General features: G+C 63.1%; 24 protein-coding genes. 15 read left to right on the forward strand and 9 right to left on the reverse strand.

The features are described 5' to 3' along the window. Positions 1–14: 14 nt before the first annotated feature. The 3 genes from L9B60_RS19065 to L9B60_RS19075 are packed head-to-tail and all read left to right on the forward strand — an operon-like array spanning position 15 to position 2,504. On the forward strand, positions 15–1,292 hold the full coding sequence (locus L9B60_RS19065) for a flavohemoglobin expression-modulating QEGLA motif protein (protein WP_249672289.1): 1,278 nt from the start codon (positions 15–17) through the stop codon (positions 1,290–1,292). Then, positions 1,273–2,187 carry an alpha/beta hydrolase gene (locus L9B60_RS19070; protein WP_249679784.1) on the forward strand — a complete coding sequence of 305 codons (915 nt, stop codon included), beginning with the start codon at positions 1,273–1,275 and terminating at the stop codon, positions 2,185–2,187. Before L9B60_RS19065 ends, L9B60_RS19070 begins: the two co-directional genes overlap by 20 nt. Then, the gene (locus tag L9B60_RS19075; protein ID WP_249672290.1) at positions 2,184–2,504 is read left to right on the forward strand and encodes a PA3694 family proteiin; all 321 of its coding nucleotides are present in this window, start codon (positions 2,184–2,186) and stop codon (positions 2,502–2,504) included. Before L9B60_RS19070 ends, L9B60_RS19075 begins: the two co-directional genes overlap by 4 nt. A gap of 69 nt (positions 2,505–2,573) precedes the next feature. Here L9B60_RS19075 and lptF read toward each other — a convergent pair whose 3' ends face one another. From lptF to L9B60_RS19090, 3 genes are all read right to left on the reverse strand, one after another. Further along, on the reverse strand, positions 2,574–3,365 hold the full coding sequence (gene lptF / locus L9B60_RS19080) for a lipotoxin F family OmpA-related lipoprotein LptF (RefSeq protein WP_249672291.1): 792 nt from the start codon (positions 3,363–3,365) through the stop codon (positions 2,574–2,576). Between the two features lie 48 nt (positions 3,366–3,413). After that, on the reverse strand, positions 3,414–3,830 hold the full coding sequence (locus tag L9B60_RS19085) for a DUF4398 domain-containing protein (protein ID WP_438865994.1): 417 nt from the start codon (positions 3,828–3,830) through the stop codon (positions 3,414–3,416). Positions 3,831–4,027: 197 nt separating this feature from the next. Then, positions 4,028–4,372 (reverse strand): pilin assembly protein, encoded by a 345-nt coding sequence (locus L9B60_RS19090; RefSeq protein WP_249672293.1) that lies wholly within the window; start codon positions 4,370–4,372, stop codon positions 4,028–4,030. A 255-nt stretch (positions 4,373–4,627) separates the two neighbouring features. On the opposite strand from L9B60_RS19090, the gene ppc reads away from it, so the two are divergent. The 7 genes from ppc (at position 4,628) to L9B60_RS19125 (ending at position 11,884) form a co-directional block, all read left to right on the forward strand. Then, positions 4,628–7,276 carry a phosphoenolpyruvate carboxylase gene (gene ppc / locus L9B60_RS19095; protein ID WP_249672294.1) on the forward strand — a complete coding sequence of 883 codons (2,649 nt, stop codon included), beginning with the start codon at positions 4,628–4,630 and terminating at the stop codon, positions 7,274–7,276. A 293-nt stretch (positions 7,277–7,569) separates the two neighbouring features. Beyond that, the gene (adk, locus tag L9B60_RS19100) at positions 7,570–8,217 is read left to right on the forward strand and encodes an adenylate kinase (RefSeq protein ID WP_249672295.1); all 648 of its coding nucleotides are present in this window, start codon (positions 7,570–7,572) and stop codon (positions 8,215–8,217) included. 82 nt (positions 8,218–8,299) lie between these two features. Next, positions 8,300–8,974, forward strand: a complete 675-nt coding sequence (tsaB, locus tag L9B60_RS19105; RefSeq protein ID WP_249672296.1) for a tRNA (adenosine(37)-N6)-threonylcarbamoyltransferase complex dimerization subunit type 1 TsaB — start codon at positions 8,300–8,302, stop codon at positions 8,972–8,974. 177 nt (positions 8,975–9,151) lie between these two features. Continuing rightward, complete coding sequence (locus L9B60_RS19110) at positions 9,152–9,460, forward strand: hypothetical protein (protein WP_249672297.1); 309 nt, start codon at positions 9,152–9,154, stop codon at positions 9,458–9,460. Continuing rightward, the gene (locus L9B60_RS19115; protein WP_249672298.1) at positions 9,421–10,326 is read left to right on the forward strand and encodes a DUF72 domain-containing protein; all 906 of its coding nucleotides are present in this window, start codon (positions 9,421–9,423) and stop codon (positions 10,324–10,326) included. Before L9B60_RS19110 ends, L9B60_RS19115 begins: the two co-directional genes overlap by 40 nt. 34 nt (positions 10,327–10,360) lie before the next feature. After that, on the forward strand, positions 10,361–11,191 hold the full coding sequence (locus L9B60_RS19120) for an isocitrate lyase/PEP mutase family protein (protein ID WP_249672299.1): 831 nt from the start codon (positions 10,361–10,363) through the stop codon (positions 11,189–11,191). 6 nt (positions 11,192–11,197) lie between these two features. Next, entirely contained in the window at positions 11,198–11,884 is a 687-nt protein-coding gene (locus L9B60_RS19125) for an extensin-like domain-containing protein (RefSeq protein WP_249672300.1), read from the forward strand. Between the two features lie 6 nt (positions 11,885–11,890). On the opposite strand, the gene L9B60_RS19130 is transcribed toward L9B60_RS19125, so the two are convergent. Beyond that, positions 11,891–12,502: an energy transducer TonB gene (locus L9B60_RS19130; RefSeq protein ID WP_249672301.1), complete on the reverse strand. Its 612-nt coding sequence runs from the start codon at positions 12,500–12,502 to the stop codon at positions 11,891–11,893. A 94-nt stretch (positions 12,503–12,596) separates the two neighbouring features. On the opposite strand from L9B60_RS19130, the gene L9B60_RS19135 reads away from it, so the two are divergent. Beyond that, positions 12,597–13,382 (forward strand): class I SAM-dependent methyltransferase, encoded by a 786-nt coding sequence (locus L9B60_RS19135; protein ID WP_249672302.1) that lies wholly within the window; start codon positions 12,597–12,599, stop codon positions 13,380–13,382. Between the two features lie 101 nt (positions 13,383–13,483). Here L9B60_RS19135 and L9B60_RS19140 read toward each other — a convergent pair whose 3' ends face one another. After that, positions 13,484–14,146: a TetR/AcrR family transcriptional regulator gene (locus L9B60_RS19140; protein ID WP_249672303.1), complete on the reverse strand. Its 663-nt coding sequence runs from the start codon at positions 14,144–14,146 to the stop codon at positions 13,484–13,486. 249 nt (positions 14,147–14,395) lie between these two features. Here L9B60_RS19140 and L9B60_RS19145 point away from each other — a divergent pair, with 249 nt between their 5' ends. From L9B60_RS19145 to L9B60_RS19155, 3 genes are all read left to right on the forward strand, one after another. Further along, on the forward strand, positions 14,396–16,510 hold the full coding sequence (locus L9B60_RS19145) for a TonB-dependent receptor (RefSeq protein ID WP_249672304.1): 2,115 nt from the start codon (positions 14,396–14,398) through the stop codon (positions 16,508–16,510). Between the two features lie 79 nt (positions 16,511–16,589). Then, entirely contained in the window at positions 16,590–17,678 is a 1,089-nt protein-coding gene (locus L9B60_RS19150; RefSeq protein ID WP_249672305.1) for an efflux RND transporter periplasmic adaptor subunit, read from the forward strand. 4 nt (positions 17,679–17,682) lie between these two features. Continuing rightward, the gene (locus L9B60_RS19155) at positions 17,683–20,745 is read left to right on the forward strand and encodes an efflux RND transporter permease subunit (protein ID WP_249672306.1); all 3,063 of its coding nucleotides are present in this window, start codon (positions 17,683–17,685) and stop codon (positions 20,743–20,745) included. A 56-nt stretch (positions 20,746–20,801) separates the two neighbouring features. Here the strand turns inward: L9B60_RS19155 and L9B60_RS19160 are convergent, their stop codons facing one another. From L9B60_RS19160 to plsB, 3 genes are read right to left on the reverse strand one after another with little or no spacing between them, the layout of a single operon-like run. Beyond that, on the reverse strand, positions 20,802–21,491 hold the full coding sequence (locus L9B60_RS19160; protein ID WP_249672307.1) for a DUF4197 domain-containing protein: 690 nt from the start codon (positions 21,489–21,491) through the stop codon (positions 20,802–20,804). Positions 21,492–21,523: 32 nt separating this feature from the next. Then, the gene (locus tag L9B60_RS19165) at positions 21,524–21,922 is read right to left on the reverse strand and encodes a YbaY family lipoprotein (protein WP_249672308.1); all 399 of its coding nucleotides are present in this window, start codon (positions 21,920–21,922) and stop codon (positions 21,524–21,526) included. A gap of 52 nt (positions 21,923–21,974) precedes the next feature. Further along, positions 21,975–24,458, reverse strand: a complete 2,484-nt coding sequence (plsB, locus tag L9B60_RS19170) for a glycerol-3-phosphate 1-O-acyltransferase PlsB (protein WP_249672309.1) — start codon at positions 24,456–24,458, stop codon at positions 21,975–21,977. Between the two features lie 157 nt (positions 24,459–24,615). Between plsB and L9B60_RS19175 the strand changes: the two genes are divergently transcribed. Next, positions 24,616–24,825 (forward strand): cold shock domain-containing protein, encoded by a 210-nt coding sequence (locus L9B60_RS19175; protein WP_249672310.1) that lies wholly within the window; start codon positions 24,616–24,618, stop codon positions 24,823–24,825. Between the two features lie 116 nt (positions 24,826–24,941). Here L9B60_RS19175 and L9B60_RS19180 read toward each other — a convergent pair whose 3' ends face one another. Then, positions 24,942–25,319, reverse strand: coding sequence for a hypothetical protein (locus L9B60_RS19180; protein ID WP_249672311.1), 378 nt, complete (start codon positions 25,317–25,319; stop codon positions 24,942–24,944). Positions 25,320–25,328 lie beyond the last annotated feature (9 nt).

Consider the following 25,328-nt stretch of genomic DNA (forward strand, 5'->3'; position numbering starts at 1 on the left):
AGAAGGAGCTGTGGGTGGACGAGTATCAGCAAACGATACGTGCCTTGTCTGACCGGATCGTACTGGCACAGACACCCATCCGCGTACTCGACGCGGTGAAGTGGGACGACAACATCCGCCAGGGCTTTCTCAAGGCAAAAGGCAAGGAAATGCCGGCCGTGGACCGCGCCTATTACGAAGGGCGGCCGCTGTCGTTCGATTCCGGTGCGGTGAAGCTTGAATTCCAGAACATCGAGCGTGACATCACCCGCCAACTGGGCCAGTTCAACCCGGTCGGGCAAATCATGCGGCGCATGTGCAAGGAATACCGCATGGTGGTGCGCATGCTCGAAGCGCGCGGCACGGCGGATTTCGGGCTGATTTCGCAAGAACTGTACGGCGCCGCCTCCGACGCGTTCCACGCCGGTGACCCAACCCTGGCCGACCTGGGCCTGATGCTGTCCGACTACCTGAACAAGATCGATGGGCGCGGCGACCTCAAGGACGAGCCCAAGACCCTCAACGCCAAGGACGCCGTGGCCATGTTGCAAGGCCGGCTGAACAAGGTGTTTGGCGAGGCCGAGGAAACCATCCGGGTGTTCGAGTCCGACGGCATCGTCGCCGACGCCGCGGCCGGTGCCGACTACATCAAGATCCGCAGCGACGCGTTGTTCAACGAGCGTGACGTGCGCGCCTTGGAAGTACACGAAGGGCTGGTGCACGTGGGCACCACCCTCAACGGCCTTAACCAGCCAATCTGCACCTTCCTGTCCAAGGGCCCGCCCTCGTCGACCGTGACCCAGGAGGGCTTGGCCATCCTCATGGAAGTGATCGCCTTCGCCTCCTACCCCAGCCGCTTGCGCAAGTTGACCAACCGCACCCGTGCCATCCACATGGTCGAGGAGGGCGCCGACTTTTTGCAGGTGTTCGAGTTTTTCCGCGAGCAGGGTTTCGAAATGCCCGAGGCCTACGGCAACACCAGCCGGGTGTTCCGTGGTTCGACGCCCACAGGTCTGCCGTTCACCAAGGATTTGTCCTACCTCAAGGGCTTCATCATGGTCTACAACTACATCCAGTTGGCCGTGCGCAAGGGCAAGCTGGAGCAGATCCCGCTGCTGTTCTGCGGCAAGACCACCCTTGAGGACATGCGTACCCTGCGCCAGTTGGTGGATGAAGGCCTGGTGACGCCGCCCAAGTATTTGCCGGAGCAGTTCCGCGACCTCAATGCCTTGTCGGCCTGGATGTGCTTCTCCAACTTCCTCAATCATTTGAGCCTGGATCGCATTGAAGCGGATTATTCGAACATTCTTTAATGCCTTGCTGCTGGCGGGCGCGGTGAGCCTGGCCGGGTGCAGTTCGCTGCTGTTCTACCCGGACAAGGTGCAGCCATTCACCCCGCAAAAAGCCGGCTTGCAGTACCGCGACCTGACGCTCACCGCCGCCGACGGCACGCGCCTGCACGCCTGGTGGTTGCCGGCCAAGGCTGGCGTGGCGGTCAAGGGCACGGTGCTGCACCTGCATGGCAATGGCGGCAACATGGCCTACCACCTGGGTGGCAGTTGGTGGTTGCCCGAAGCGGGTTACCAGGTCTTGCTGATCGATTACCGTGGCTATGGTCAATCCGAAGGCACGCCGACCTTGCCGGCGATTTACCAAGACATCGACGCGGCATTCACCTGGCTTGCGCAACAGCCTGAGGTGCAGAACAAGCCGTTGATACTGCTAGGCCAAAGCCTGGGCGGCTCCATGGGCGTGCACTACCTGGCCAGCCACCCGCAACAGTTGCATCGGCTCAAGGCCATGGTGTTCGACGGCATGCCGGCCAGTTATCGCGATGTTGGCCGATTTGCCCTGAGCACCTCGTGGTTGACTTGGCCGTTCCAGGTGCCGTTGTCTTGGGTGGTGCCCGACAGCGACAGCGCCATCCGCTCCATCGCCCAACTCAAAGGCGTGCCGGCGATATTCTTCCAGAGCATTGACGACCCCATCGTGCCGATGGACAACGGTATCCGCCTGTACCAGGCCATGCCACCGCCCAAGGTGCTGCAATTGACCCGTGGCGGCCACGTGCAAACCTTCGGTGACCCGGTATGGCGCAAGGTCATGCTGCGCTACCTGGACGACCCGCAACATTTCAACGGCATCCGCCGCCTGGGCGAAGTGCCCAATTATCCCACCCCTGCGCCAGACAACGAGACCCCGCAATGAGCGAAGAACGTGACGCCATCCCGCTGATCATTACCGGGGTGTGCAGCATCCTAGGCACCGTGGCGTGCCTGTGGTACTACGGCTACCTGCATTTCGCCAAGCCTGAAGACGCCTTGCTGCTGACCGACTTCACCATGCTCAAGACCATCCCCGGCGAGGACTACAAGATCTCCGCCAACCCCGCCAGCGAAGTGGCCCAATGCGTCGACGGCGTGCTGGTGCTGTTCGACACGCAGCAGAAGGGCTTGAGCGGGGTGCTGGTGGACAACCAGAAGCAGGCGGTGCATTGCATGGGGCAGGAAACGCCGCAGCAATAAAATGAGGCGTTTAAAAGACCCAAAAAAGCCCCGGCACAACCGGGGCTCTTGTTTTCAACGCAATACCGATCAGTTATTCGAGCTGACCGTGTTACGCGGTGCAACCGGCTGGTTGTCGTTTGAAATGGTCACTTCCACGCGGCGGTTCATCGCACGGCCCGAGACGCTGCCGTTATCGGCAACCGGGTACTCTTTGCCGTAGCCTTGCGATACGACGCGGGCAGGGTCCACGCCCATTTTCACCAAGGCCATGCGTACCGAGTTGGCACGGCGCTCAGACAGGCTCTGGTTATAGGACGTAGCGCCGGTGCTGTCGGTGTAGCCTTCGACGATCACCTTGCGGTCCGGGTTTTCCTGAAGGAACTGGGCCAGTTTGTTGACGTTCATCATGCCGCTGTTTTTCAGCTCGGCCTTGTTCAGGTCAAACAGCACGTCGCCGAAAGTCACCAAGGTGCCGCGGTCGGTCTGCTTGGCGTTCAGGCTTTCCTGCAATTGCTTGATCTGGGCGTCGCGCGAGTCCAGGCGCGCCTGGGCACGCTGGGCCGAGGCGTTTTTCAGGTTGTTTTCGGCAGTGCGCAGGGCAATCGTCTGCTTGGCCACTTCAACGCGCTGGTTGGTCAGGTAGGCCAATTGATCGACTTTCTTGGTGTCATCCTTGTTCAGGTAGGCTTTGTCGGCCTTATCCATGTAGTCGGCGGCATCCTTGGTTTCAAGGGCGGCGACTTTGCTCGCCTGCGGGTTGCTCTGCAGGGCCGAGAAGTTGGTGCGGGCCTGTTCCAGGTTCGGGTTGGGCGGGGTGGAGCAAGCAGCCAGACCGACGCTCAGGGCCAGCAGGGCAGGGATCATCAATTGTTTACGCATGGTGTTCATCCTTTAATCAATTACGAATGGCGATGGCAACGCAGGGGCTCACTGCTGCGTATTGCGCAGGCCTTCTTCACGCAAATCCTGAACGCCTTGGCGGGCATCCTGTACGGCTTTCTCGGCCTTGGCCGCCTGCGCCTTGCGCTCGGCAACGCGGGCGTCCCACTCGGCCTGTTCGGACAGGGTGCGGGCTTCGTCGTATTTCTTGTCGTGCATGGCAAGCTCGGCTTGCTTGAGCTTGTCCTGCGCCGATTTCATTTCCACGGCGGCGTACTCGGTGCCGCCAGCGCTCACGGCGCTGTTCACGGCCGATTGAGTCACGGCGTACTGCTCGGTAGGCGGGTTGCCCGCACAGCCAGCGAGCAACACGCTGGTACCGATGGCCAGGGCGGCAAGTTTCAGTCCGCGAAATGGGCTGGACGACAGAGGGGCGGTGCGGGTCTTCATGATCTTAAACTCCATTGGAATAGCTCCCGAAAAACTCAAAACCCCATCACGGCCACAGGTTTGCAGTGATGGCTTATTGGTTCGGACCCATTGGATTTTTGGATAGTTCAGTCAGGTTTTGTTACACATTGCGATTTTTTTTGCCCAGGGGCAGGGGGTGGTTCGCAGAAAAACTCGCTCCTGCAGGGTGCTGTAGGAGCGAATGGCATCGATCAATGCTTGGGCTCGTCGGTAGCCGCCGACATGTCATGCAGGTAGCGCCGCGACAGCGCCAGGAAGCGCGGGGTAGGGCCGACGTCCTCGTAAAGCGGGTCACCCTCTTCGTCAGTGGCGATCACTTTTTGGCCCTTGATATACGGGAAGCTGGTTTCCAGTTCTTCAAGGGCGGCGCCGATCAGTTCGCCCAGCAGTTCTTCAGGGTGGTGCTTGGGGTACATCTCGGTGATGGCGGCCAGCCGCGCGGCCGACTCCACGTCCAGGTGGATGTTGTAGCCGGTCTTGCTCAAGCGGCCTTTGGCGTTTTGTTCCCAATGTTGCGCAAGTTCACGGATTTTCATGATGACCTCAGCGAAGGCCCGCTCGTGGCGGGCGTGATCCGGGCGCCAGGCGGAGCTGGCAGCAGCCTTTGTGGGGCCCTGTTTTGAGCGTAGCCCCGCTTTGCCGGTTTGAACATGGCCTTGTCAGAATGCGCCTTGGTGGGCACTCTGAGCGTAAGAGCGATTTTTCCCCGGCTTGTTCACTGTGCCGTAAAAATGACGCAGTTGGGCGGGTCGGCACCTGCCATTGAAGGCTGACCAAGGAGAGCTACGCCGATGACCGAGATCGATGCGCGCCTGCGCGAAGACGTCCACCTGTTGGGCGAGTTGCTGGGCAACACCATTCGCGAGCAATACGGCGAGGCCTTCCTGGAGAAGATCGAACGCATCCGCCGGGGCGCCAAGGCCGACCGCTCGGCCAGCCCGGATAATTCGCAGGTCAGTAGCGAACAGCTGAGTTCCAGCCTCAATGCTCTGGGTGAGGACGAACTGTTGCCCACTGCCCGGGCGTTCAACCAGTTCCTTAACCTGGCGAACATCGCCGAGCAATACCAACTGATCCGCCGGCGCGATGAAACCCAGGCATCGGCCTTCGAAGATACCGTGCTGGCCGAATTGCTGGCGCGCTTGAAAACCGAGGGCCACAGCGGCGAATCCCTGGCCCGCCAGGTGGCGCGCCTCGATATCGAACTGGTCCTGACGGCCCACCCCACCGAAGTGACGCGCCGTACGCTGATCCAGAAGTACGACGCCATTGCCGCGCAATTGGCCGCCCAGGACCACCGCGACCTGATCCCCGCCGAGCGCGCGCACATCCAGCAGCGCCTGCAACGGTTGATCGCCGAAGCCTGGCACACCGAGGAGATCCGCCGCGTGCGGCCCACCCCGGTGGATGAGGCCAAGTGGGGCTTTGCGGTGATCGAGCATTCGCTGTGGCATGCCATCCCCCATCACCTGCGCAAAGTCGACCAGGCGCTGCACGCCGCCACCGGCCTGCGCCTGCCACTGGAGGCCGCGCCCATCCGCTTCGCTTCATGGATGGGCGGTGACCGTGACGGCAACCCCAACGTCACGGCCCCTGTCACCCGCGAGGTGTTGCTGTTGGCGCGCTGGATGGCCGCCGACTTGTTCATGCGCGACGTCGATCAGCTGGCCGCCGAACTGTCCATGCAACAGGCCAACGCGGCCCTGCGCGAGGCCGTGGGCGACAGCGCCGAGCCGTATCGGCAATTGCTCAAGCAGTTGCGCGAACGCCTGCGGGCCACGCGCAACTGGGCACAGGCCTCGCTCAAGGAAAACCAGCCGGCCCCGGCCGATGTACTGCACAGCAACCGTGACCTGATCCAGCCTCTGCAACTGTGCTTCCAGTCGTTGCACGAATGCGGCATGGGTGTGATCGCCGACGGGCCATTGCTCGACTCGCTGCGCCGGGCGGTCACCTTCGGGCTGTTTTTGGCCCGCCTGGACGTGCGCCAGGATTCGTCCCGGCACACCGCCGCGCTCACCGAAATCACCGATTACCTGGGCCTGGGCAAGTATGGCGAGTGGGACGAGGAGGCGCGCATCACCTTCCTGCTGCATGAGCTGAACAACCGCCGGCCCCTGCTGCCCAGCCATTTCAAGCCTGCGGCAGACACCGCCGAGGTGCTGGCCACGTGCCGGGAAGTCGCTGCTGCACCTGCGGCCTCGCTGGGCTCCTACGTGATTTCCATGGCCGGGGCGGCCTCTGACGTACTGGCGGTGCAATTGCTGCTCAAGGAATCGGGCGTGCTGCGGCCGATGCGCGTGGTGCCGCTGTTCGAGACCCTGGCGGACCTGGACAACGCCGGCCCGGTGATCGAGCGCCTGTTGCACCTGCCGGGGTACCGCAGCCGCCTGCACGGGCCGCAGGAGGTGATGATCGGCTACTCCGACTCGGCCAAGGACGCCGGCACCACGGCTGCGGCCTGGGCCCAATACCGCGCCCAGGAAAACCTGGTGCGGATCTGCCGCGACCAGGACGTCGAACTGCTGTTGTTCCATGGCCGCGGCGGTACCGTGGGCCGTGGCGGCGGCCCGGCCCACGCGGCGATTCTGTCGCAACCACCGGGCTCGGTGGCCGGGCGTTTTCGCACCACCGAACAGGGCGAAATGATCCGCTTCAAGTTCGGTTTGCCAGACATTGCCGAGCAAAACCTCAACCTGTACCTGGCCGCCGTGCTCGAGGCCACCTTGCTCCCGCCACCGCCGCCGGAACCGGCCTGGCGGGCGCTGATGGACGAGTTGGCCAGCGACGGGGTCAAGGCCTACCGCCAGGTGGTGCGCGAGAACCCGCAATTTGTCGAGTACTTCCGCCAGTCCACCCCAGAGCAGGAACTGGGCCGCTTGCCCCTGGGCAGTCGCCCGGCCAAGCGACGACAGGGTGGTATCGAAAGTCTGCGGGCCATCCCATGGATCTTCGGCTGGACTCAGACGCGGTTGATGCTGCCGGCGTGGCTGGGCTGGGAGGCGGCCCTGAGCAAGGCCCTGGAGCGCGGCGAAGGGGCGTTGCTGGCCACCATGCGCGAGCAATGGCCGTTTTTCCGCACCCGCATCGATATGCTCGAGATGGTGCTGGCCAAGGCCGATGCCGATATCGCGCGCTTCTACGACGAGCGTCTGGTGCAGCCAGAACTGCTGGCGCTGGGTGCCGATTTACGCGACCTATTGTCGCAGGCCTGTCGCGTGGTGCTGGGCCTGACGGGGCAGAGCCAACTGCTGGCCCATAGCCCCGAGACGCTGAAATTCATCAGCCTGCGCAACACCTACCTCGACCCGCTACATTTATTGCAAGCCGAACTGTTGGCACGTTCGCGGCATCGCGAGGCAGCCCTCGACAGCCCTCTGGAACAGGCGCTGTTGGTGACTGTGGCGGGTATCGCCGCAGGCCTGCGCAACACCGGTTGAGGCGATATCGGTCGCCCGCAGCGAGCAGCTCGGCCCGCCAGAGGCCGACCTGAATGCCAGGGCAAGGTGCAGCCCAACCGGGTTGCACCTCTTGGGCCCAAGCCGTGCACGACGGGGGCAGGGCGGGTTGTTCCTACTTTGGGTGGCTTGTGTGGCTTGTGAGGGCTGTGTATCTTGATCAGCCTTTGATCGTTTTTGCGGTCAACATCCGATTTTTGGGATTGGCGTCAAGCAGTTAGCTGTTATTGAGGCGAGTCCGACGATTTCCATATAAAAAATTGAGGAGCACATCGATGCGCGTGATTCTGCTGGGAGCTCCCGGGGCCGGCAAAGGTACTCAGGCAAAGTTCATCACTGAAAAATTCGGTATTCCACAAATTTCCACCGGCGACATGCTTCGTGCAGCAGTCAAGGCCGGCACCGAGCTGGGCATCAAGGCCAAAGGCGTGATGGACGCCGGTGGTCTGGTCTCCGACGACCTGATCATCGCCTTGGTCCAGGAGCGCATCGCCCAGCCTGATTGCGCCAAAGGTTTCCTGTTCGACGGCTTCCCGCGCACCATTCCGCAGGCCGAAGCCCTGGTCACTGCTGGCGTGCAACTGGATCACGTGGTCGAGATCGCCGTTGCAGACGAAGATATCGTTCAACGCATCGCTGGCCGACGTGTCCACGAAGGCTCGGGCCGCGTCTACCACATCGTCTACAACCCGCCCAAAGTGGCTGGCAAGGACGACGAGACCGGTGAAGAACTGGTTCAGCGCAAGGACGACACCGAAGAGACCGTGCGCCACCGTCTGTCGGTCTACCATGCGCAGACCGAGCCACTGGTCGCGTTCTACAAGGACTTGTCCGCAGCTCAAGGCAAGCCGGCTTACAGCCATATCGAAGGTGTTGGTTCGGTCGACAGCATTACCGCCAAGGTTCTGGCTGCACTGAGCTGATCGACTCATTCGATTCGCCAACGGCCCGCTTGCGGGCCGTTGGCGTTTATAATGCTGCACTTTTTTCTCATGAGACCCCGCGATGACCACCCTGCTGGCCCTGGATACCGCCACCGAAGCCTGTTCTGTCGCCCTGCTGCATGACGGCAAGGTGTTGAGCCACTATGAGGTGATCCCGCGCCTGCACGCGCAAAAGCTGCTGCCCATGATCCAGACGATGCTGGGCGAGGCGGGCATTGCCCTGTCGGCGGTGGACGCCATCGCGTTCGGTCGCGGCCCGGGCGCCTTCACGGGTGTGCGCATTGCCATTGGCGTGGTTCAGGGCCTGGCCTTCGGCCTGGATCGGCCGGTGCTCCCGGTATCTAACCTGGCCTTGCTGGCCCAGCGCGCTTATCGCGAGCAGGGCGTGCGGCAGGTGGCCGCGGCTATCGACGCACGCATGGACGAAGTCTACTGGGGTTGCTACCACGAAGTGGCCGGCGAGATGACCCTGCTGGGCCAGGAAGCCGTGTTGGCACCGGAGTTGGCCAACCTGCCCGCGGGCGCCAGTGGTGACTGGTTTGGCGCCGGTACCGGCTGGGGCTATGGCGAACGCCTGGGCGCCCAGGTGGCGGCGCACGACGCGACCCTGCTGCCCCACGCCCTGGACTTGCTGACCTTGGCCCAAGGCGCCTTCGCCCGGGGTGAGGCCGTGGCCGCGGATTTGGCACAGCCGGTGTATTTGCGGGACAAAGTAGCCACGCCAAAAGCCCGTTAACGGCTATTCTGAATGATGAAGAGCACCGCTAACTGCACGTTTTTTGTGCAGTTCATCGGGTAAATGTGACTCGCGGGTAAACCTTTGCCGAGAACTGTGGTCTAGTTATCACTCGGGCATTTGCTTACTTATTTGAGTGCCGCTAAATTGCCATCATCGATTCAAGAGTAAGCCGTTATGCGTATCGACGGAATTTCATCGCATTCCTACCCCATCAAGCGTAAGCCTCGCAAAGGTCGCGCCGTGGTCGACGACAACGTCGAAGATGTGGAAGGCGAGTTCGAAGTTCAGCCCCAGGCCAGCGTCAATACCCGCTCTGCCGGTGCCAGCGGCGCGCCGTTGAGCAACGTGCCTGCCCGCCAGCAAGACATGATCTTCCCGCGTTCGGTCAGCAAACGCGTGGCCACGGCATTGTCCAGCTACCTGACCACCGCCAGTTTCGTTGAATGGGACATGGAAGTGCTGGGCCTGGACCTGCACATCTGAGCGTGTCACCCCTACCGTACTTTATCGGTTGCCCCTCCTGGAGCGAGCAAGGCTGGCGCGAAAACCTGTACCCCCAAAGCGCCAAGCCCGCCGAGTTCCTGGAACTGTACGCCCAGGTCTTCAACGCCGTCGAAGGCAACACCACGTTCTACGCCCAGCCTGCCCCAGGCACCGTCGAGCGCTGGGCGCAGAGCATGCCCGAGCACTTTCGCTTTACCGCCAAATTCCCCCGCGAGATCAGCCACGGCGGCGACCTGCGCGAGCAACTGGGCGCGGCCGAAGGCTTTCTGAACCTGCTCAAGCCGCTGGGCGGTCGGGTGGCGCCGCTCTGGTTGCAGTTGTCGACCAGCTTCACGCCGCAACGTCTGGCGGAACTGGTGGCCTTTATCGATGCGATCGACCGCCCCTTGGCCATCGAGGTACGCCACCCGGCGTTCTTTGCCAAGGGCGATGAGGAGCGCCTGCTCAATCGGCTGTTGCTGGAGCGTGGCGTGGAACGTATCTGCCTGGACCCGCGCGCGTTGTTCAGTTGCACTTCGCAAGCCCCGGCGGTGCTGCATGCCCAATCCAAGAAGCCGCGGGTACCGCCGCGCCCGACCGCCTTCAGCCAGTGCCCGCAGGTACGCTTTATCGGCCACCCCGAGCTGTTGGCCAATGACCCGTTCCTGCTGCCGTGGGTGGACAAGGTCGCCGGCTGGATCGAAGAAGGCCGCACGCCTTATATTTTCCTGCACACCTCCGACAACCAGCGCGCGCCCCTGCTGGCGCGGCGTTTCCACGACCAGCTGATGGCGCGCCTGCCAGGCTTGGCGGCCTTGCCTGAACTCTACCGCGAACCGGTGGCCGAGCAGTTGGGTCTGCTATAAAGCCTTAACCCCTTCTGCCGTTCAGGAGTCACCCGTGGTCAATCAAACCCTTCGGGCGCAAGCCTTCCAGGCGTTGCACGAGCGCGCCGGCGCCTTCGTCATTCCCAACCCGTGGGATGCGGGCTCGGCGAAAATGCTGGCCAGCCTCGGCTTCGAGGCCTTGGCCACCACCAGTGCAGGCTTGGCCTTTGCCTTGGGGCGCCCTGACGGGGAAAGCGCCATTACCCGCGAGGAAACCTTGCACAATGCCGGTGCAATTGTTGAAGCGACGAGCTTGCCGGTAGCCGCAGACCTGGAAAACTGCTTTGCCGACCGTCCCGAGGGGTGTGCCCAGACGATCCTGCAGGCGGCAGCGATTGGCCTGGTGGGTGGCTCGATCGAGGACGCCAGCGGCCTGGCGGTGGAGCCCATCTACCCCTTCGACCTTGCGGTGGAGCGGGTCGAAGCGGCGGTCAAGGCTGCCCGCAGCCTGCCGTTTCACTTCACCCTGACGGCTCGCGCCGAGAACTTGCTGCATGGGCGCCAGGACCTGGCCGACACCATTCGCCGCTTGCAAGCGTTCGCCGAAGCCGGTGCCGATGTGCTGTATGCCCCCGGTTTGCGTAGCCGCGAAGAGATTGCCGCGGTGGTGCACGCCGTTGCGCCCAAGCCTGTGAACGTGCTGATGGGCCTGGCCGGGGTCAGCCTGAGTGTCAGCGACCTGGCGGCACTGGGTGTCAAGCGCATCAGCGTCGGCTCATCGCTGGCGCGGGTGGCCTACGGCAGTTTCATGCGCGCGGCCGAGGAAATCCAGGCGCAGGGTACGTTTGGCTACGGCGAGCAGGCGATGGGGTTCGAGCGGATCAATCAACTGTTCAAGGGGTAACGGCGGATGCGTTGGCTGCGCCGCCTGTTGATCGTGGCAGCGCTGGGTGTGGCGCTTTGGCAGGGCCTGTTGGCCTTGCCCGCTGCCTGGAACCCTTGGGCGCCGCTGGATGTGCGCGAGGCGCCGAACCTGTTGACGCGTTTCAAGCTCGCCCGGCTACAGCACGACCCTGGCCTGTGTGAGCAAGCACTGGCCACTTCGGCCTTGCGCTACAGCCATCAGGCGGACAGTCCGGCACAGGCCGATTGCCCGCTGCACGACGTGCTGCGTGTCCAAGGCTCGGCAGTGGGCTTGAGCAGTTCCTTCCTGGCCAGTTGCCCTTTGGCGGTGGCGTTTGCGTTGTTTGAAGTTCATGGCCTGCAACCGGCGGCCCAGTCGGTGCTGGGCCAGGCAGTCGTACGGGTCGATCACCTGGGCAGTTTCGCCTGCCGCACGGTGTATGGCCGCCCCGGCGCACGGCTCAGCCAGCATGCCAGTGCCAACGCCCTGGACATTGCCGGCTTTGGCCTGGCCGATGGGCGACGCATCACGGTGTTGCAGGACTGGGGCAAGGACACCGATGCCGGACGGTTTTTGCAGGCCGTGCACCAGGGCGCGTGTGGTAGTTTCAATACGGTGTTGGGGCCGCAATACAACGCCGCGCATCGCAACCACTTTCATGTTGACATGGGCGGCTGGGCGATCTGCCGATAGAGGGGCTCAGGCCGCCATGCGCATGTTCTGCAGCACGATCGGCCGCGCCCAGCCGGCATCGAACTCGAAGGCTTTGTTTTGCTCGGCCAGGGTGGTGGCGTCGAACGGTACGGTCGGCTTGGTCAAGTCCCATTCGAATTCGGCGATCGGCAGGTGCAGCGGTGCGGGCGTAGGTGCAGGCCCCGGATCTGGCAGCGGCTGGCCGGCACTCAGCACGATCGGGCGAACCCAGCGGCTGTCGAAGGCCAGGTGCTGGTCCTGGGCGACGATTTCATCGGTTTCGTAGGGTGGGAAGGGCTTGTCCAGCAACTCCATCTCGAACTCGGCTTTGGGCAGGAACAGCGGCTCGGGCGGTGCGATTTCGGTGTCCTGCACATCGCACAGGCGCTGGCTGTGGATCTGCGCGAGCAGGTCGGTGCCACCGGTGGGCTCGCTGGCCGGGTCCTGGGGCAGGGCGCTATAGCTTGAGTCGGTGCCGTCTGACTGCTGTTCGGCCAAGGCTTGCGCGAAAAAATCCTGCCACAGGTGGCTGACGCCGCCCAGTGCTTGGCTATTGCGCAGGCCAAAGTCGCTGGAGGGCGAAATATAGCTTGGCGATGTAGGCAGAATGTTTGACATGGCAATCGAGGCGCGCGGGCGTCGGCAAAATACCGGATAATTTATGTATCGACCGAACGGGCCGATCATTTAATTTTTTTGAGTACAGCATTTCATGGTTGAGCAACAAGCAGGTTGTCGGATCCGCGTCGAGGCACAAAGCCCCCAGTGTCAGCCCCAGGCCGAGCAATGGGCCGCGCGCCTGGCGCTGCCGCTTGAGGTCGCCGACGCGGACTTTGCCTTGCAGGCGACCGAGGCCGGTTTGCAGTTGCAGCAACTGGGGCCGGATGCGCCGGGGCCGGTGCGGGTCGATTACGTCGAGGGGGCGGTGGCGCACCGGCGCCTGTTCGGCGGCGGCAGCGGGCAGATGATCGCCAAGGCCGTGGGTGTGCAGCCGGGCGTGCGCCCGCAGGTGCTGGATGCGACGGCGGGGTTGGGCAAAGACGCGTTCGTGCTGGCAAGCCTGGGCTGCGAGATGAGCCTGATTGAGCGCCAGCCGATCATCGCCGCCTTGCTCGAAGACGGCCTGGCCCGCGCCCAGGGTGACCTGGAAGTGGGCGCGATTGTCGCGCGCATGCGCCTGTTGACCGGCAACGCCATCGAATTGATGCAAGCCTGGGTCGGTGAGCCTCCACAGGTCATCTACCTGGACCCGATGTTCCCACACCGTGAGAAAAGCGCCCTGGTCAAAAAGGAAATGCGCCTGTTCCGGCCTCTGGTCGGCGACGACATGGACGCCCCGGCGCTGCTCGCCGCCGCGTTGGCCCTGGCCAGCCACCGGGTGGTGGTCAAGCGCCCGCGCAAGGCTCCGTGCATCGAGGGGCCCAAGCCGAGCCATACGCTGGAGGGCAAATCCAGCCGTTACGATATCTACCCCAAGAAGGCCTTGAAGTCAGGCTGACAGGGGGTTGTCATACAGGGGCAGGCGCGGATTTATCCGCGAAGGCCACGCTGCGGTATGCCTGACACACCGCGCCGCGCTGTTAGCGGTTGGATCTGCTCCTACGTGGAGCGTGGCTCCGGCTCCTGGTCTGGCCGGTAGGCCCGCACAAATAATTCCACCACTGCCCCCACGTGCCGCTCGATCGCTACCTCGTCCAGCGGCTCGCTGCACCCCAGCAACAAACGAAAATGCGGTGCGCCCTTGAGCAGCGAAAAGAAGTGTTCGGCAGCCAGGTGTGGGTCCTGGATGGCCAGCCCGCCGTTTTGATTCATGCGCTTGAGCAGCCGCTCCATCTCCTTGAGCAGCGGCAAGGGCCCGGCCTCGAAGAAAATCTGGCAGAGCTTGGGGTCCTGGCTACCCAGGGCGATGATCAGGCGGTGCAGGTTGACCGACTCCTGGCTGCTGATCAACGCATGAAAGCCGCGGCCGATATCCAGCAACACCTCCTTGATCGGCGCCCCCTGCGGTGGATCGAACAGCACCTCGGGCAATTGCGCCTGGCAGGTGGCGATCACGGCGGCGCTGAACAGGGTTTCCTTGTCGGTGAAGTGCCCGTAAACGGTCAGTTTCGACACGCCGGCCTGCGCCGCAACCGCGTCCATGCTGGTGCCTGAGTATCCATTGCTCAGGAAAAGTACCTTGGCGGCTTGCAGGATCGCCTCGCGTTTGACGAGGTCCTTGGGCCGGCCGGGGCCACTGGGAAGTGCTGGATCGTTGGGCATGTTGACGCTGGATACCGGACGCGGGTGTAGGGGCAGTATATAGGTGTAGGAAAGCCCTGCCGACCTTTCGCGTGCTTGTCTGTCGGACGTTTCCTAGGGCGTCTGTAGGCCTCGATGTAGGCGGTTTCCTGATTTTTTTCGAGACGGTTTTTGCCCCTTTTCACCGCCTAAGCTTGCCGCTCTTTTCAGGGGGGGGCAGTCATGGGATGTACAAGCAAAGCGGTATCGAGGTCGGCGCTGGGGCTGGCGATGGCTACCTGTTCATGGGGCGCCATGGCCGAGGTGGAGCTGGACGAGGTTCAGGTCCAGGGCGAGTCATTGCGTGACCCGCGGGCCCGTAGCTCGGCCTCGGTCAAGTACGTCAAGCCGCTGCTGGACGTGCCCCAGACGGTCACGGTGGTCGGCGAGCCGCAGTTCAGGGAACAGAACGCCCTGAGCCTGCGCAGCGTGCTGTCCAACGTTTCCGGGATCACCTTCAATGCCGGCGAAGGCAGCGGCGGGTCTGGCGACAGCATCAACATCCGCGGTTTCAGCGCCAACGCCAACTTGCAGCTCGACGGCCTGCGCGACAGTGCCCAGGTCAGCCGCAGCGATACCTTCAACCTGCAGGCGGTGGAGGTTATCAAGGGGCCCAACTCGGTGTTCGGCGGGGCCGGCACCACGGGGGGCACCATCAACATGATCAGCAAGGCGCCCCAGGGCGAGGCGTTTACCGAACTGGGCGCGGGCCTGGGCACCGACCATTACCGGCGCCTTACCCTGGACACCAACCAGCCGCTGGCGGGCGTCGGGGTCAACAGCGCCTTCAGGCTCAACCTGATGAGCCACGAAAACACCGTGCCCGGTCGCGATCACCTCGACCGGCAACGCTGGGGCCTGGCCCCCTCGTTGGCCCTGGGCCTGAGCGAGCAGACCCGGCTGACCCTGAGCTACCTGCACCAGCGCGACGACGCCCGGCCAGACTTCGGCCTGCCGGCGCGCGACGGCAAGATCATCGACGGCGTCAGCCGACAGGCCTATTTCGGCTGGCGCAACCTGGACAAGGATCGCGCCACCACCGACAGTTTCACCGTGCAACTGCAGCATGACTTCAACGACAACCTGTCGCTGCAGAACCTGTCGCGCTATTCGCAGGTCAAGCGCGAGGCGATGGTCTCGGCTTCCCATGTCAATCTCCAGGGCATGGCGCCCGGCCGCTACCGGCCGGCTGGCCCGCAAGCCTACGGGCGCAATATCACCAGCGACCTGTGGATCAACCAGACCACCCTCAACAGCACCTTCGATACCTTTGGGCTTGGCCATGCGCTGGTGCTCGGCATGGAGGTGTCCCGCGAGCATTACCGGCGCGATGCCTACCGTTTCAACCTGGATAAGTTCGTGCCCAAGGAAGGTTTCGAGCTGGCCAAGCCACCCGGCTATTGGGGCGGGTCCAAGGAGCGCGAGGCATTGGGCTATACCCGCAACAGCCTGGATGACAAGGCGCTGTTCGTGTTCGATAGCATTGCGTTGAACCCGCAATGGGACCTTAGCCTGGGCCTGCGTTATGACTGGATCAAGGGGCGCGGTGCCGATTACAAACCGGCTACCGGCAAGCTGATCGCCAGCGCACAAGAGGGCGCCTTGAGCAGTCGCGCCGGGCTGGTTTACAAGCCGGTCGACAACGGTCGTTTCTACCTGGCCTACGGTACCTCGTTCAACCCGACGGCCGAGCACCTGGCGTCCAACGGCTCCGGGCTCAGCGCTGGCACGCAAGATTTGGGTTCCGAGACCAGCAAGACCTGGGAGCTGGGCACCAAGTGGGCGCTGCTGGATGATCGCCTGGAACTGGATGCGGCCCTGTTCCGGGTGCAGAAGGACAACGTTCGGGAGCGGCTGCTTGACGACACCTACCTGGCGGCTGGCCGGCAGCGCGTGCAGGGCCTGGAACTGTCAGCGACGGGGCGCCTGACCGAGCAGTGGAACCTGTTTGCCAATTACACCTACCAGCAAAGCCGCACCCTGGAGTCGGCTACGACGCCCAAACGTGTTGGGCAGGCCTTAGGTAACACACCGCCCCGTTCGTTTAATGTGTGGACCACTTACCAGTTGCCGGGTGATTTCACCTTGGGCTACGGCATGCGTCATGTCAGCGAGCGCAATGTCACTTCCCAGGACAGTGCCAAGCTGGCGGCCTATTGGGTGCACGACGCAATGCTTGGTTACAAAGTCAGCAAACACCTTGATCTGCAGCTTAACCTCGACAACCTGTTCGACAAGGGCTACGTCGAGCGGGTGCGCCAGGCTACCGGCAGCCAATCGCGCTCTTCGGCGGTAGAGCTGGGCGATGGTCGTTCGGCCGTATTGAGTGGCATCTATCGGTTCTAGCGCTTCCCGGCGGGGTTTGGCTGATTTACTATACTGGCGAGTATAAATATTCCAAGCCTCACGCCTAAGGTCATTCATCATGTTGCGCCTTGCCCTGTTCTGCGCCTTTTCAGTTGTGCTGGTCGGTTGTGGTCAGGAGCAGGCGGCCGTGCCGCGCCTGCGCCCGGCCATGGTGGTGCAGCCGCAACCGGCCAGCCAGGCAGTGCTCAGCTACCCGGGCGAGGTGCGCGCGCGCTTTGAACCGGAGTTGGCCTTCCGCGTAGGCGGCAAGGTGGCGCGGCGGCTGGTCAACGAGGGGGACCGGGTCAAGGCGGACCAGCCGTTGGCCGAACTCGACCCGCAGGACGTGCGCCTGCAACTCGATGCCAGCCGTGCCCAGGTGGCGGCCGCCGAGGCCAACCTGACCATGGTCAAGGCCGAGCGCGACCGCTACAAGACTTTGCTTGAGCGCGGCATGGTCAGCCATTCGCTGTTCGACAACCAGGAAAACCTTTACCGCGCCGGCCTGGCCCGCCTGCAACAGATCAAGGCCGAAAACCAGGTGGCCGGCAACCAGGCCGGCTATGCGGTGCTGCGCGCGCCGCAGGCGGGCGTGATCGCCCGGCGGCAGGTCGAGGTCGGGCAGGTGGTAGCGGCCGGCCAGACGGTGTTTACCCTGGCGGCCGATGGTGAGCGTGAGGTGTTGATCAGCTTGCCGGAACAGAGCATCGGCCGCATGAAAGTGGGCGACCCGGTTTCGGTCGAGTTGTGGAGCCAGGCCGGCGCACGGTTTGCCGGGCGCGTTCGTGAATTGACGCCGGTGGCAGACCCCCGTTCGCGCACCTTTGCCGCACGGATCGCCTTCGAGGCGGGCAAGGTGCCGGCCGAACTGGGCCAAAGCGCCCGGGTACTGATTGCCGCCGATCACAGCGTACCGTTGTCGGTGCCGCTGTCGGCGGTAACGGCCGAGAACGGCGCGACCTACGTCTGGCGCCTGGACGCCCACGACACGCTCAAGCGCGTGGCGGTGGAGGTCGGCCCCTATGGCGAGGAAACCGTACCGGTGTTGCAGGGCCTCAAGGCCAGTGATTGGGTCGTGGCCGCCGGGGTGCATGTCCTGCATGACGGCGAGCAGGTGCGCCCGGTGGATCGCTCCAATCGGGTCGTGGTAACGGCGGACAAGGAGTAGTCCCGTGGGTTTCAATCTTTCCGCCTGGGCGTTGCGCAATCGCCAGATCGTGTTGTTCCTGATGATCCTGCTGGCGGCAGTCGGCACGCTGTCCTACACCCAATTGGGGCAGAGCGAAGACCCGCCGTTCACCTTCAAGGCGATGGTCATTCGCACGCTGTGGCCGGGTGCCAGTGCCGAAGAGGTGTCGCGCCAGGTCACCGAGCGCATCGAGAAGAAGCTCATGGAAACCGGCGAGTACGAGAAGATCGTTTCGTTCTCCCGGCCCGGTGAATCCCAGGTCACGTTCATGGCCTTGGACTCGATGCCCTCCAGCGCCATCCCCGACCTGTGGTACCAGGTGCGCAAGAAGATCGGAGACATCCGCCAGACCTTGCCAGGGGATGTGCAGGGGCCGTTTTTCAACGACGAGTTCGGTACCACCTTTGGCAACATCTACGCCTTGAGCGGCGAGGGTTTCGATTACGCCGTGCTCAAGGACTATGCCGACCGTATCCAGATCCAGTTGCAGCGGGTCAAGGATGTCGGCAAGGTCGAGTTGGTGGGCTTGCAGGACGAAAAGATCTGGATCGAGCTGTCCAACGTCAAGCTGGCCACCCTCGGCCTGCCCATGGCCGCGGTACAGCAAGCCTTGCAAGAGCAGAATACGGTAAGCACCGCCGGCTACTTCGAAACCCCTAGCGAGCGCCTGCAACTGCGGGTCAGCGGGCGTTTCAAGACGGTGGAAGAAATTCGCGACTTTCCGTTGCGGGTGGGCGAGCGAACGATCCGCATCGGCGATGTGGCGCAGGTGCATCGCGGCTTCAATGACCCGCCGGCGCCGCGCATGCGCTTTTTGGGCGAAGACGCCATCGGCCTGGCCGTGGCGATGAAGCCCGGCGGCGATATCCTGCAATTGGGCAAGGCCTTGGAAGGCGAGTTCGCGCACATCCAGCAGAACCTGCCGGTAGGCATGGAGTTGCGCAAGGTGTCCGACCAACCGGCTGCGGTCAAGACCGGCGTGGGTGAATTCGTGCGGGTGCTGGCCGAGGCCTTGGTGATCGTGTTGCTGGTGAGCTTTTTCTCGCTGGGCATGCGCACCGGGCTGGTGGTGGCACTGACCATCCCGCTGGTGTTGGCCATGACCTTTGCCAGCATGCATTACCTGGGCATCGGCCTGCACAAGATCTCGCTGGGCGCGCTGGTGCTGGCCCTGGGTCTGCTGGTGGACGATGCGATCATTGCCGTGGAGATGATGGCGATCAAGATGGAGCAGGGCTATGACCGGCTCAAGGCCGCCAGCTATGCCTGGTCGAGCACGGCGTTCCCGATGCTCACCGGCACCTTGATCACCGCTGCAGGCTTCCTGCCGATTGCCACCGCGCAGTCGAGCACGGGTGAGTACACCCGTTCGATTTTCCAGGTGGTGACCATCGCCTTGCTGACCTCTTGGGTCGCGGCGGTGTTGTTTGTCCCCTTGCTGGGCGAGCGGTTGTTGCCGGACCTGGCCAAGCGGCATCGGGAAAAGCATGGCGACGCTAACCCAGACCCCTATGCCACGCCTTTCTACCAGCGCGTGCGCGGGGTGGTGGAATGGTGCGTACGGCGGCGCAAGACGGTGATCGTGTTGACGGTGGTGCTGTTCATCGGCTCGGTGGTGTTGTTCCGCTTTGTGCCGCAGCAGTTCTTTCCGCCTTCCGAGCGGCTTGAGCTGATGGTCGACCTGAAGCTGGCCGAAGGCGCTTCGCTGAAAAACACCACGCAAGAGGTCAAGCGCCTGGAGGCGATGCTCAAGGGCCATGCCGGCATCGACAATTACGTGGCCTACGTGGGCACCGGCTCGCCGCGTTTCTACCTGCCCCTGGACCAGCAACTGCCCGCGGCCAGCTTTGCCCAGATCGTGGTGTTGGCCAAGACCATCGAAGACCGTGAAACCCTGCGCAGTTGGTTGATCGATACCCTGGACGAGCAGTTCCCCACGTTGCGCGGTCGCGTCACGCGCCTGGAAAACGGCCCGCCCGTGGGCTACCCGGTGCAGTTCCGGGTGACCGGCGAGCACATCGAGGAGGTTCGCGCCCTGGCGCGCCAAGTGGCGGCCAAGGTGCGCGAAAACGCCCATGTGGTGAACGTGCACCTGGATTGGGAAGAGCCCAGCAAGGTGGTGTACCTGAATGTCGACCAGGACCGTGCCCGTGCATTGGGGGTGACCACTGCCGACCTCACGCGGTTCCTGCAAAGCTCGTTGACCGGGGCCAGCGTCAGCCAGTACCGCGAAGACAACGAGCTGATCGAGATCCTGCTGCGTGGCACTGCCCAGGAGCGCACCGAACTGTCGCGCCTGCCCAGCCTTGCCTTGCAAACGGCCGGCGGCCAAACGGTGGCGCTGTCCCAGGTGGCGACGCTGGAGTATGGCTTTGAAGACGGCATCATCTGGCACCGCAACCGCTTGCCCAACGTGACCGTGCGCGCCGACATCTACGACAAGGTTCAGCCGGCGACCCTGGTGGCGCAGATTCTGCCGACCCTGGAAAAGATCCGCAGTGACCTGCCTGACGGTTACCTGCTGGAGGTGGGTGGCACGGTGGAAGATTCGGCTCGCGGGCAGAACTCGGTGAAGGCCGGGGTGCCGCTGTTCATCGTGGTGGTACTGACGTTGCTGATGATTCAATTGCGCAGTTTCTCGCGCATGGCGATGGTGTTCCTAACCGCGCCTTTGGGCTTGATCGGGGTGACGCTATTCCTGCTGTTGTTCCACCAGCCGTTTGGCTTCGTGGCAATGTTGGGCACCATTGCGCTGTCGGGCATGATTATGCGCAACTCGGTGATCCTGGTCGATCAGATCGAGCAGGACATCGCCGCCGGCGTTGACCAATGGCAGGCCATCATCGAGGCGACGGTGCGGCGTTTCCGGCCCATCGTGCTGACCGCGCTGGCGGCGGTACTGGCGATGATCCCGCTGTCGCGCAGCGGGTTCTTCGGGCCGATGGCAGTGGCGATCATGGGCGGGTTGATCGTGGCGACGGCGTTGACCTTGCTGTTTTTGCCGGCGTTGTATGCGGCCTGGTTTCGGGTTCGCAAGGCCGAGTAGGCGGCGTCTGATTCGCGGATGAAGCGGCGCTCCGGTTCATCCGCGAAAGGGCCCCGTCAGAGCGCCCCGAACACCTTCTTCGCCAAGCTGGTAGCGGCAGCGGCCGGGTCCTTGCGGATGGTCGCTTCTTCCTTGCCAATCATTTCAAACAGCCCGTTGAGTGCCTGCTCGGTCACGTAGCCTTCCACGTTCGCATCCTTGGCATCCAGCACGCCCAACGTCGCGGCCTGGCCGGCGAAGCTGTTGTACTGTTTGGCCAGGCCAACCTGGTCGGTGGCCTGCTTGACGATGGGCAGGAATTTCTCGCGGATCTGCTCGCGGCTGGTCTTGCTCAGGTACTGGGTAGCGGAGTCATTGCCACCGCTGAGGATGGCCTTGGCGTCGGCCACGCTCATTTTCTTCACGGCATCCACTAGCAAGGCCTGGGCCTGGGGCACGGCGGCTTCGGCGGCCTTGTTCATGCTGGCCTCCAACTGGTCGACTTGGGCGCCCATGCCGAGTTTTTTCATGGTCTTGGCGGCCTTGCCGAGCTTGCCAGGCAATTCGATGCGCACGTCCGGGTTATTGCTGAAACCGCCCGGGGTACCCAACTGTTTGACGGCCACTTGGGCACCCTGGGTCAGGGCGTCTTTCAGCCCGCCCGTGGCATCGCCTTGGGACAGGTTGGCCAACGACAGGGCCATCACGTTGGCCGAAAGCAGCAGGCCGGCGCACAGGCCGGCGAGGGTGGTGGAGCGACGAAGCATGGCAGCATCCTTATCGGGAATGGAAAGGCGGATCAGCGCGCAGGGCTCAGGCGAATACGCAAGGGTTGGGCATCGTTGCCGTCCAGTTGCACGCCGTTATGTTCGGTGCTGATAAACAATAGTTGGCCTTGTGCTTCGATGCGCGCACTGACCGAATAGCGGTGGCCAGGCTTGACCTGGGCTGGGTTGTAATCCAGATGGAAGGGCAGGGGCACCTGGCCCTTGATCGGGCCGCTCTGACGGGCCAGTTCCACCGCCGGTGCATCGGCCAGGGAGACGTCCTGCAAGCTCACGCTGAGGGTGGCGTCGGCTGGCAGGGCCATGCGTTGCAGGTAAAACACCTCGCCGTCCAAGCTTGCCTGCGTGGGTGCCTGCTGGCTGCTACAGGCGCTCAGCAGCGCGCCGAGCAGGACCAAAGACAGTTTTTTCATGAAGATCTCCGTATCGAGTGCGTCGAATTCAACGCACAGGATACGGGCAAGATCAGCTGCCGTCAGCCGCATCCTCGCTGCGGTGCAGGGCCACCTGGCGAATCGACAGGCGAATCTCGGCTGGCAACACGCGCTTGGCGGCGCCTTCGGCCAACTCGCCGAGCGCCTCGTGGTGGCTCAGTTTGCCGGCGCTGTCGCGGCGCAGCACGCCTTGGTCAAGCAAGGTCTGGATGAAGTGGCGAAACAGGCTCTTGTCGAAGAACTCCGGTGCGTTCAAACCATGCAGGATCGACAAGCGCTGGGCCATGATCGTGCACAGGTCCTCCAGCTCTTCGGCGCTCAGGGTGTTTTGCCCGGCGTTGAGCAGCAGCGCGATGGCCATGTAGAAGCGCTGCAGGGTTTGTGCGATGGAGCGCGATAGCAAAGTCAGTTGCACGAAGTGCCGGGAGCTGGGCGCCGGGCGCAGGTACACGTCGTTTTCGAAACGCAGCAGGCCCTGTTCGACGAAGGCCTCGAGCCATTGGTCGACCACGCCCTCCAACTCTTCCACCGACCAGCGGATGAACAACTCCGATTGCAGGTACGGGTACATGGCCTTGGTGTAGCGCAGCATCTGTTCGCGGCTCATGCGCGATGAGCTCTGGAAGAAGCTGGCCAGCAAACCCGGCAGGGCAAAGATGTGCAAAATGTTGTTGCGGTAATAGGTCATCAGGACGGCGTTCTGCTCGTCCAGGTAGTAGATCTTGCCCAGGGCATCGCTTTGCTCGGACATCAGCGCCATGCCCTTGACGTGCTCGATCAGCGCCCGGCCGTCCCCCTCGGGCAGGGTGGTGTGGGGCGAGTAGGGCACCTTGCGCAACAACGCCAGGTACAAGTCCAGCACCCGCGCCATGGCCCGTTCGTCCAGCGCCAGTTTGCTGCTGGACAGCAGCCCCAGGGCCACCAGGTTGACCGGGTTGATCGCCGCCGCCTCGTTCAAGTGCCGCGCCACGCGCTCGCCCAGGCGGTGGGTTGTTTCATGCAACCACTCGGGCTTGTATTGCGGGGCCAGGTCCTGTTCGCGCCAGCCGGGCTGTTGCTGGTCAAGGAACTCGGCCAACCGGATCGGCTCGCCAAAGTTGACGGCCACCTGGCCAAAGCGCTGCTTGAACGCGCCGATGACCTTGAAGATGTCGAAGATCGACTCTTTCTTCTTGCTGGCCCCGCGCAGTTCGCCCAGGTAGGTGCGGCCTTCCAGTACCCGCTCGTAGCCGATGTACACCGGCACGAACACGATGGGCATGCGCGAGGAGCGCAAAAAGCTGCGCATCGTGATCGCCAGCATGCCGGTTTTCGGCTGCAGCATGCGCCCGGTGCGCGAGCGGCCTCCCTCCACGAAGTACTCCACCGGGAAGCCTTTGGTGAACAGGGTGTGCAGGTATTCATTGAACACCGCGGTATACAGCGGGTTGCCCTTGAAAGTGCGGCGCATGAAGAACGCGCCGCCACGGCGCAGCAGGCCGCCGATCACTGGCATGTTCAGGTTGATGCCGGCGGCGATGTGCGGGGTGGTCAGGCCGTTGCGAAACAGCAGGTACGACAGCAGCAGGTAGTCGATGTGGCTGCGGTGGCAGGGCACGTAGATGATTTCGTTGCCTTGGGCGATGTCTTGCACGCCTTCGATATGGTTGACCTTGACCCCATCGTAGATCTTGTTCCAGAACCAGCTGAGCACCACTTCCAGGAAGCGGATGGCGGTGTAGGTGTAGTCCGAGGCAATCTCGTTGCCATAGCGCAAGGCTTGGGCCTCGGCTTTCTCCAGCGAGATGTTCGAGCGTTCGGCTTCCTCGCTGATGGCCTGGCGAACCTGGGCGTCGTGGACAAGGCCCTTGACCAGGTTGCGCCGGTGGGAGATGTCCGGGCCGATCACGGCGGCCTTCAGGTTGCGAAAGTGCACCCGAAGCAGGCGTTGTGCCATGCGCAGTGTGCGTTCATGGCCTTTGTTCTGGTCGACCAACTCGCGCAGGTGGATGGGTGCGGAGAACTGTACGCGGGTCTTGCGGCCCAGGATCAGGATGCTGACCAACCGGCGCAGGCGCCCGGTGACGGCCCAGCTGTCGGCAAACAATAGCTTCCAGGGGCTCGATTCGCTGGCCGGCGACTGGCCCCAGAACACGCTGACGGGAATGATTTGTGCATCCTCTTGGGCGTTGTCGCCCAGGGCGCTGACCAGGCGTGCCAAGGTGGGTGGCGTACCCCGCTTGTCCTGGCGGCCAAGCCAGTCGGGTGCAGGCGTAAGGTAGAAGAACGCTGCAGGTTCCATCAGTGGGCCGACCGCTACCGGCAGCACCGGGCGCGGCAAGCCGGCCTTGGTGCATTCGGCGTCGAGCACCGCCAGGTCGCTGATCGACGGTGACTGCAACACGTAGAACACTGGGCGGCTGCGGTCCAGGTTCAGCGTGAAGGACGACTGGTTGATGGTCTCCGAGCGTACCCAGAGGTACAGCAGCCGGCGCAGGGCGCCAAAGACAAGGCGGCGAAACGGGGAACGGGTCATAGGCACTGTGCTTAATTAAAGGAAACGAGCATGCCGGCACTCTACAGACTCGCGCCAAACGCAAAAAGTCTCGCCGTCATAATAATTATTTCGGGGGCTGACCTATACTCGGCCTCCTCACCAGCTGTTCCATAACTAAAACAACGGAGTAGTGCAGATGTCGTCTCGTGAAACTGGAAGTGTGAAGTGGTTTAACGATGCCAAGGGCTATGGCTTTATTCAGCGCGAGGGTGGGGCGGACGTGTTCGTCCATTACCGCGCCATCCGTGGCGAGGGCCACCGTTCGCTCGCCGAGGGGCAGCAGGTTGAGTACGCTTTGGTGGATGGGCAGAAGGGGCCGCAGGCCGAGGATGTCGTGGGGCTGTAGAGCGCCTCGCCACGCCTTGTAGGAGCGGATATATCCGCGAAAAGTAATCGGCGTAACACCCTGTTTACAGCGGCGTTCTTTTCGCGGATAAATCCGCTCCTACAGGGGGCGTTCGTTCAGGCGGTGCGCCAGGTGATCTCTTCTTCGCCGTCTTCGCTGATGCGCATCCAGCGGTCAGCCGTCTCTTCGCCTTCTTCTTCCACCCAGGTACCCGGTGCGCAGCGCACTTCGACCTTCAGTGCGGCAAACGCTGCGCGGGCGCAGGCGATGTCGTCGTCCCACGGGGTGCTGTCGCTTTCCAGGTACAGGCTGTTCCATTTGCCGACGGCCTTGGGCAGCCAGGTGACCGGGACGTTCCCGGCACGGCACTTCCACGTTTGGCCTTTTTGCACCCACTCGGTGCAGTCGCCCAGTGCCTGCGACAGCCACTGGGCAATCGCCTTGTGGTCGACGTCGGCGTCTTTGAGGTAAATCTCGATATCAGGTTGGCGCATGGACGTACT

The sequence above is a fragment of the Pseudomonas abieticivorans genome (assembly GCF_023509015.1).
GTDB lineage: Bacteria > Pseudomonadota > Gammaproteobacteria > Pseudomonadales > Pseudomonadaceae > Aquipseudomonas > Aquipseudomonas abieticivorans.

Bases quoted from the DNA above. Each gene is read 5' to 3' on its own strand.
- L9B60_RS19085 (WP_438865994.1), bottom strand. From the start codon at position 3,830: ATGGAGTTTAAGATCATGAAGACCCGCACCGCCCCTCTGTCGTCCAGC.
- L9B60_RS19110 (WP_249672297.1), top strand. From the start codon at position 9,152: ATGCGTATCGACGGAATTTCATCGCATTCCTACCCCATCAAGCGTAAG.
- L9B60_RS19145 (WP_249672304.1), top strand. From the start codon at position 14,396: ATGGCTACCTGTTCATGGGGCGCCATGGCCGAGGTGGAGCTGGACGAG.
- L9B60_RS19075 (WP_249672290.1), top strand. From the start codon at position 2,184: ATGAGCGAAGAACGTGACGCCATCCCGCTGATCATTACCGGGGTGTGC.
- ppc (WP_249672294.1), top strand. From the start codon at position 4,628: ATGACCGAGATCGATGCGCGCCTGCGCGAAGACGTCCACCTGTTGGGC.
- L9B60_RS19125 (WP_249672300.1), top strand. From the start codon at position 11,198: ATGCGTTGGCTGCGCCGCCTGTTGATCGTGGCAGCGCTGGGTGTGGCG.
- L9B60_RS19180 (WP_249672311.1), bottom strand. From the start codon at position 25,319: ATGCGCCAACCTGATATCGAGATTTACCTCAAAGACGCCGACGTCGAC.
- tsaB (WP_249672296.1), top strand. From the start codon at position 8,300: ATGACCACCCTGCTGGCCCTGGATACCGCCACCGAAGCCTGTTCTGTC.
- plsB (WP_249672309.1), bottom strand. From the start codon at position 24,458: ATGACCCGTTCCCCGTTTCGCCGCCTTGTCTTTGGCGCCCTGCGCCGG.
- L9B60_RS19130 (WP_249672301.1), bottom strand. From the start codon at position 12,502: ATGTCAAACATTCTGCCTACATCGCCAAGCTATATTTCGCCCTCCAGC.
- L9B60_RS19150 (WP_249672305.1), top strand. From the start codon at position 16,590: ATGTTGCGCCTTGCCCTGTTCTGCGCCTTTTCAGTTGTGCTGGTCGGT.
- lptF (WP_249672291.1), bottom strand. From the start codon at position 3,365: ATGCGTAAACAATTGATGATCCCTGCCCTGCTGGCCCTGAGCGTCGGT.
- L9B60_RS19140 (WP_249672303.1), bottom strand. From the start codon at position 14,146: ATGCCCAACGATCCAGCACTTCCCAGTGGCCCCGGCCGGCCCAAGGAC.
- L9B60_RS19090 (WP_249672293.1), bottom strand. From the start codon at position 4,372: ATGAAAATCCGTGAACTTGCGCAACATTGGGAACAAAACGCCAAAGGC.
- adk (WP_249672295.1), top strand. From the start codon at position 7,570: ATGCGCGTGATTCTGCTGGGAGCTCCCGGGGCCGGCAAAGGTACTCAG.
- L9B60_RS19175 (WP_249672310.1), top strand. From the start codon at position 24,616: ATGTCGTCTCGTGAAACTGGAAGTGTGAAGTGGTTTAACGATGCCAAG.
- L9B60_RS19135 (WP_249672302.1), top strand. From the start codon at position 12,597: ATGGTTGAGCAACAAGCAGGTTGTCGGATCCGCGTCGAGGCACAAAGC.
- L9B60_RS19160 (WP_249672307.1), bottom strand. From the start codon at position 21,491: ATGCTTCGTCGCTCCACCACCCTCGCCGGCCTGTGCGCCGGCCTGCTG.
- L9B60_RS19165 (WP_249672308.1), bottom strand. From the start codon at position 21,922: ATGAAAAAACTGTCTTTGGTCCTGCTCGGCGCGCTGCTGAGCGCCTGT.
- L9B60_RS19115 (WP_249672298.1), top strand. From the start codon at position 9,421: ATGGGACATGGAAGTGCTGGGCCTGGACCTGCACATCTGAGCGTGTCA.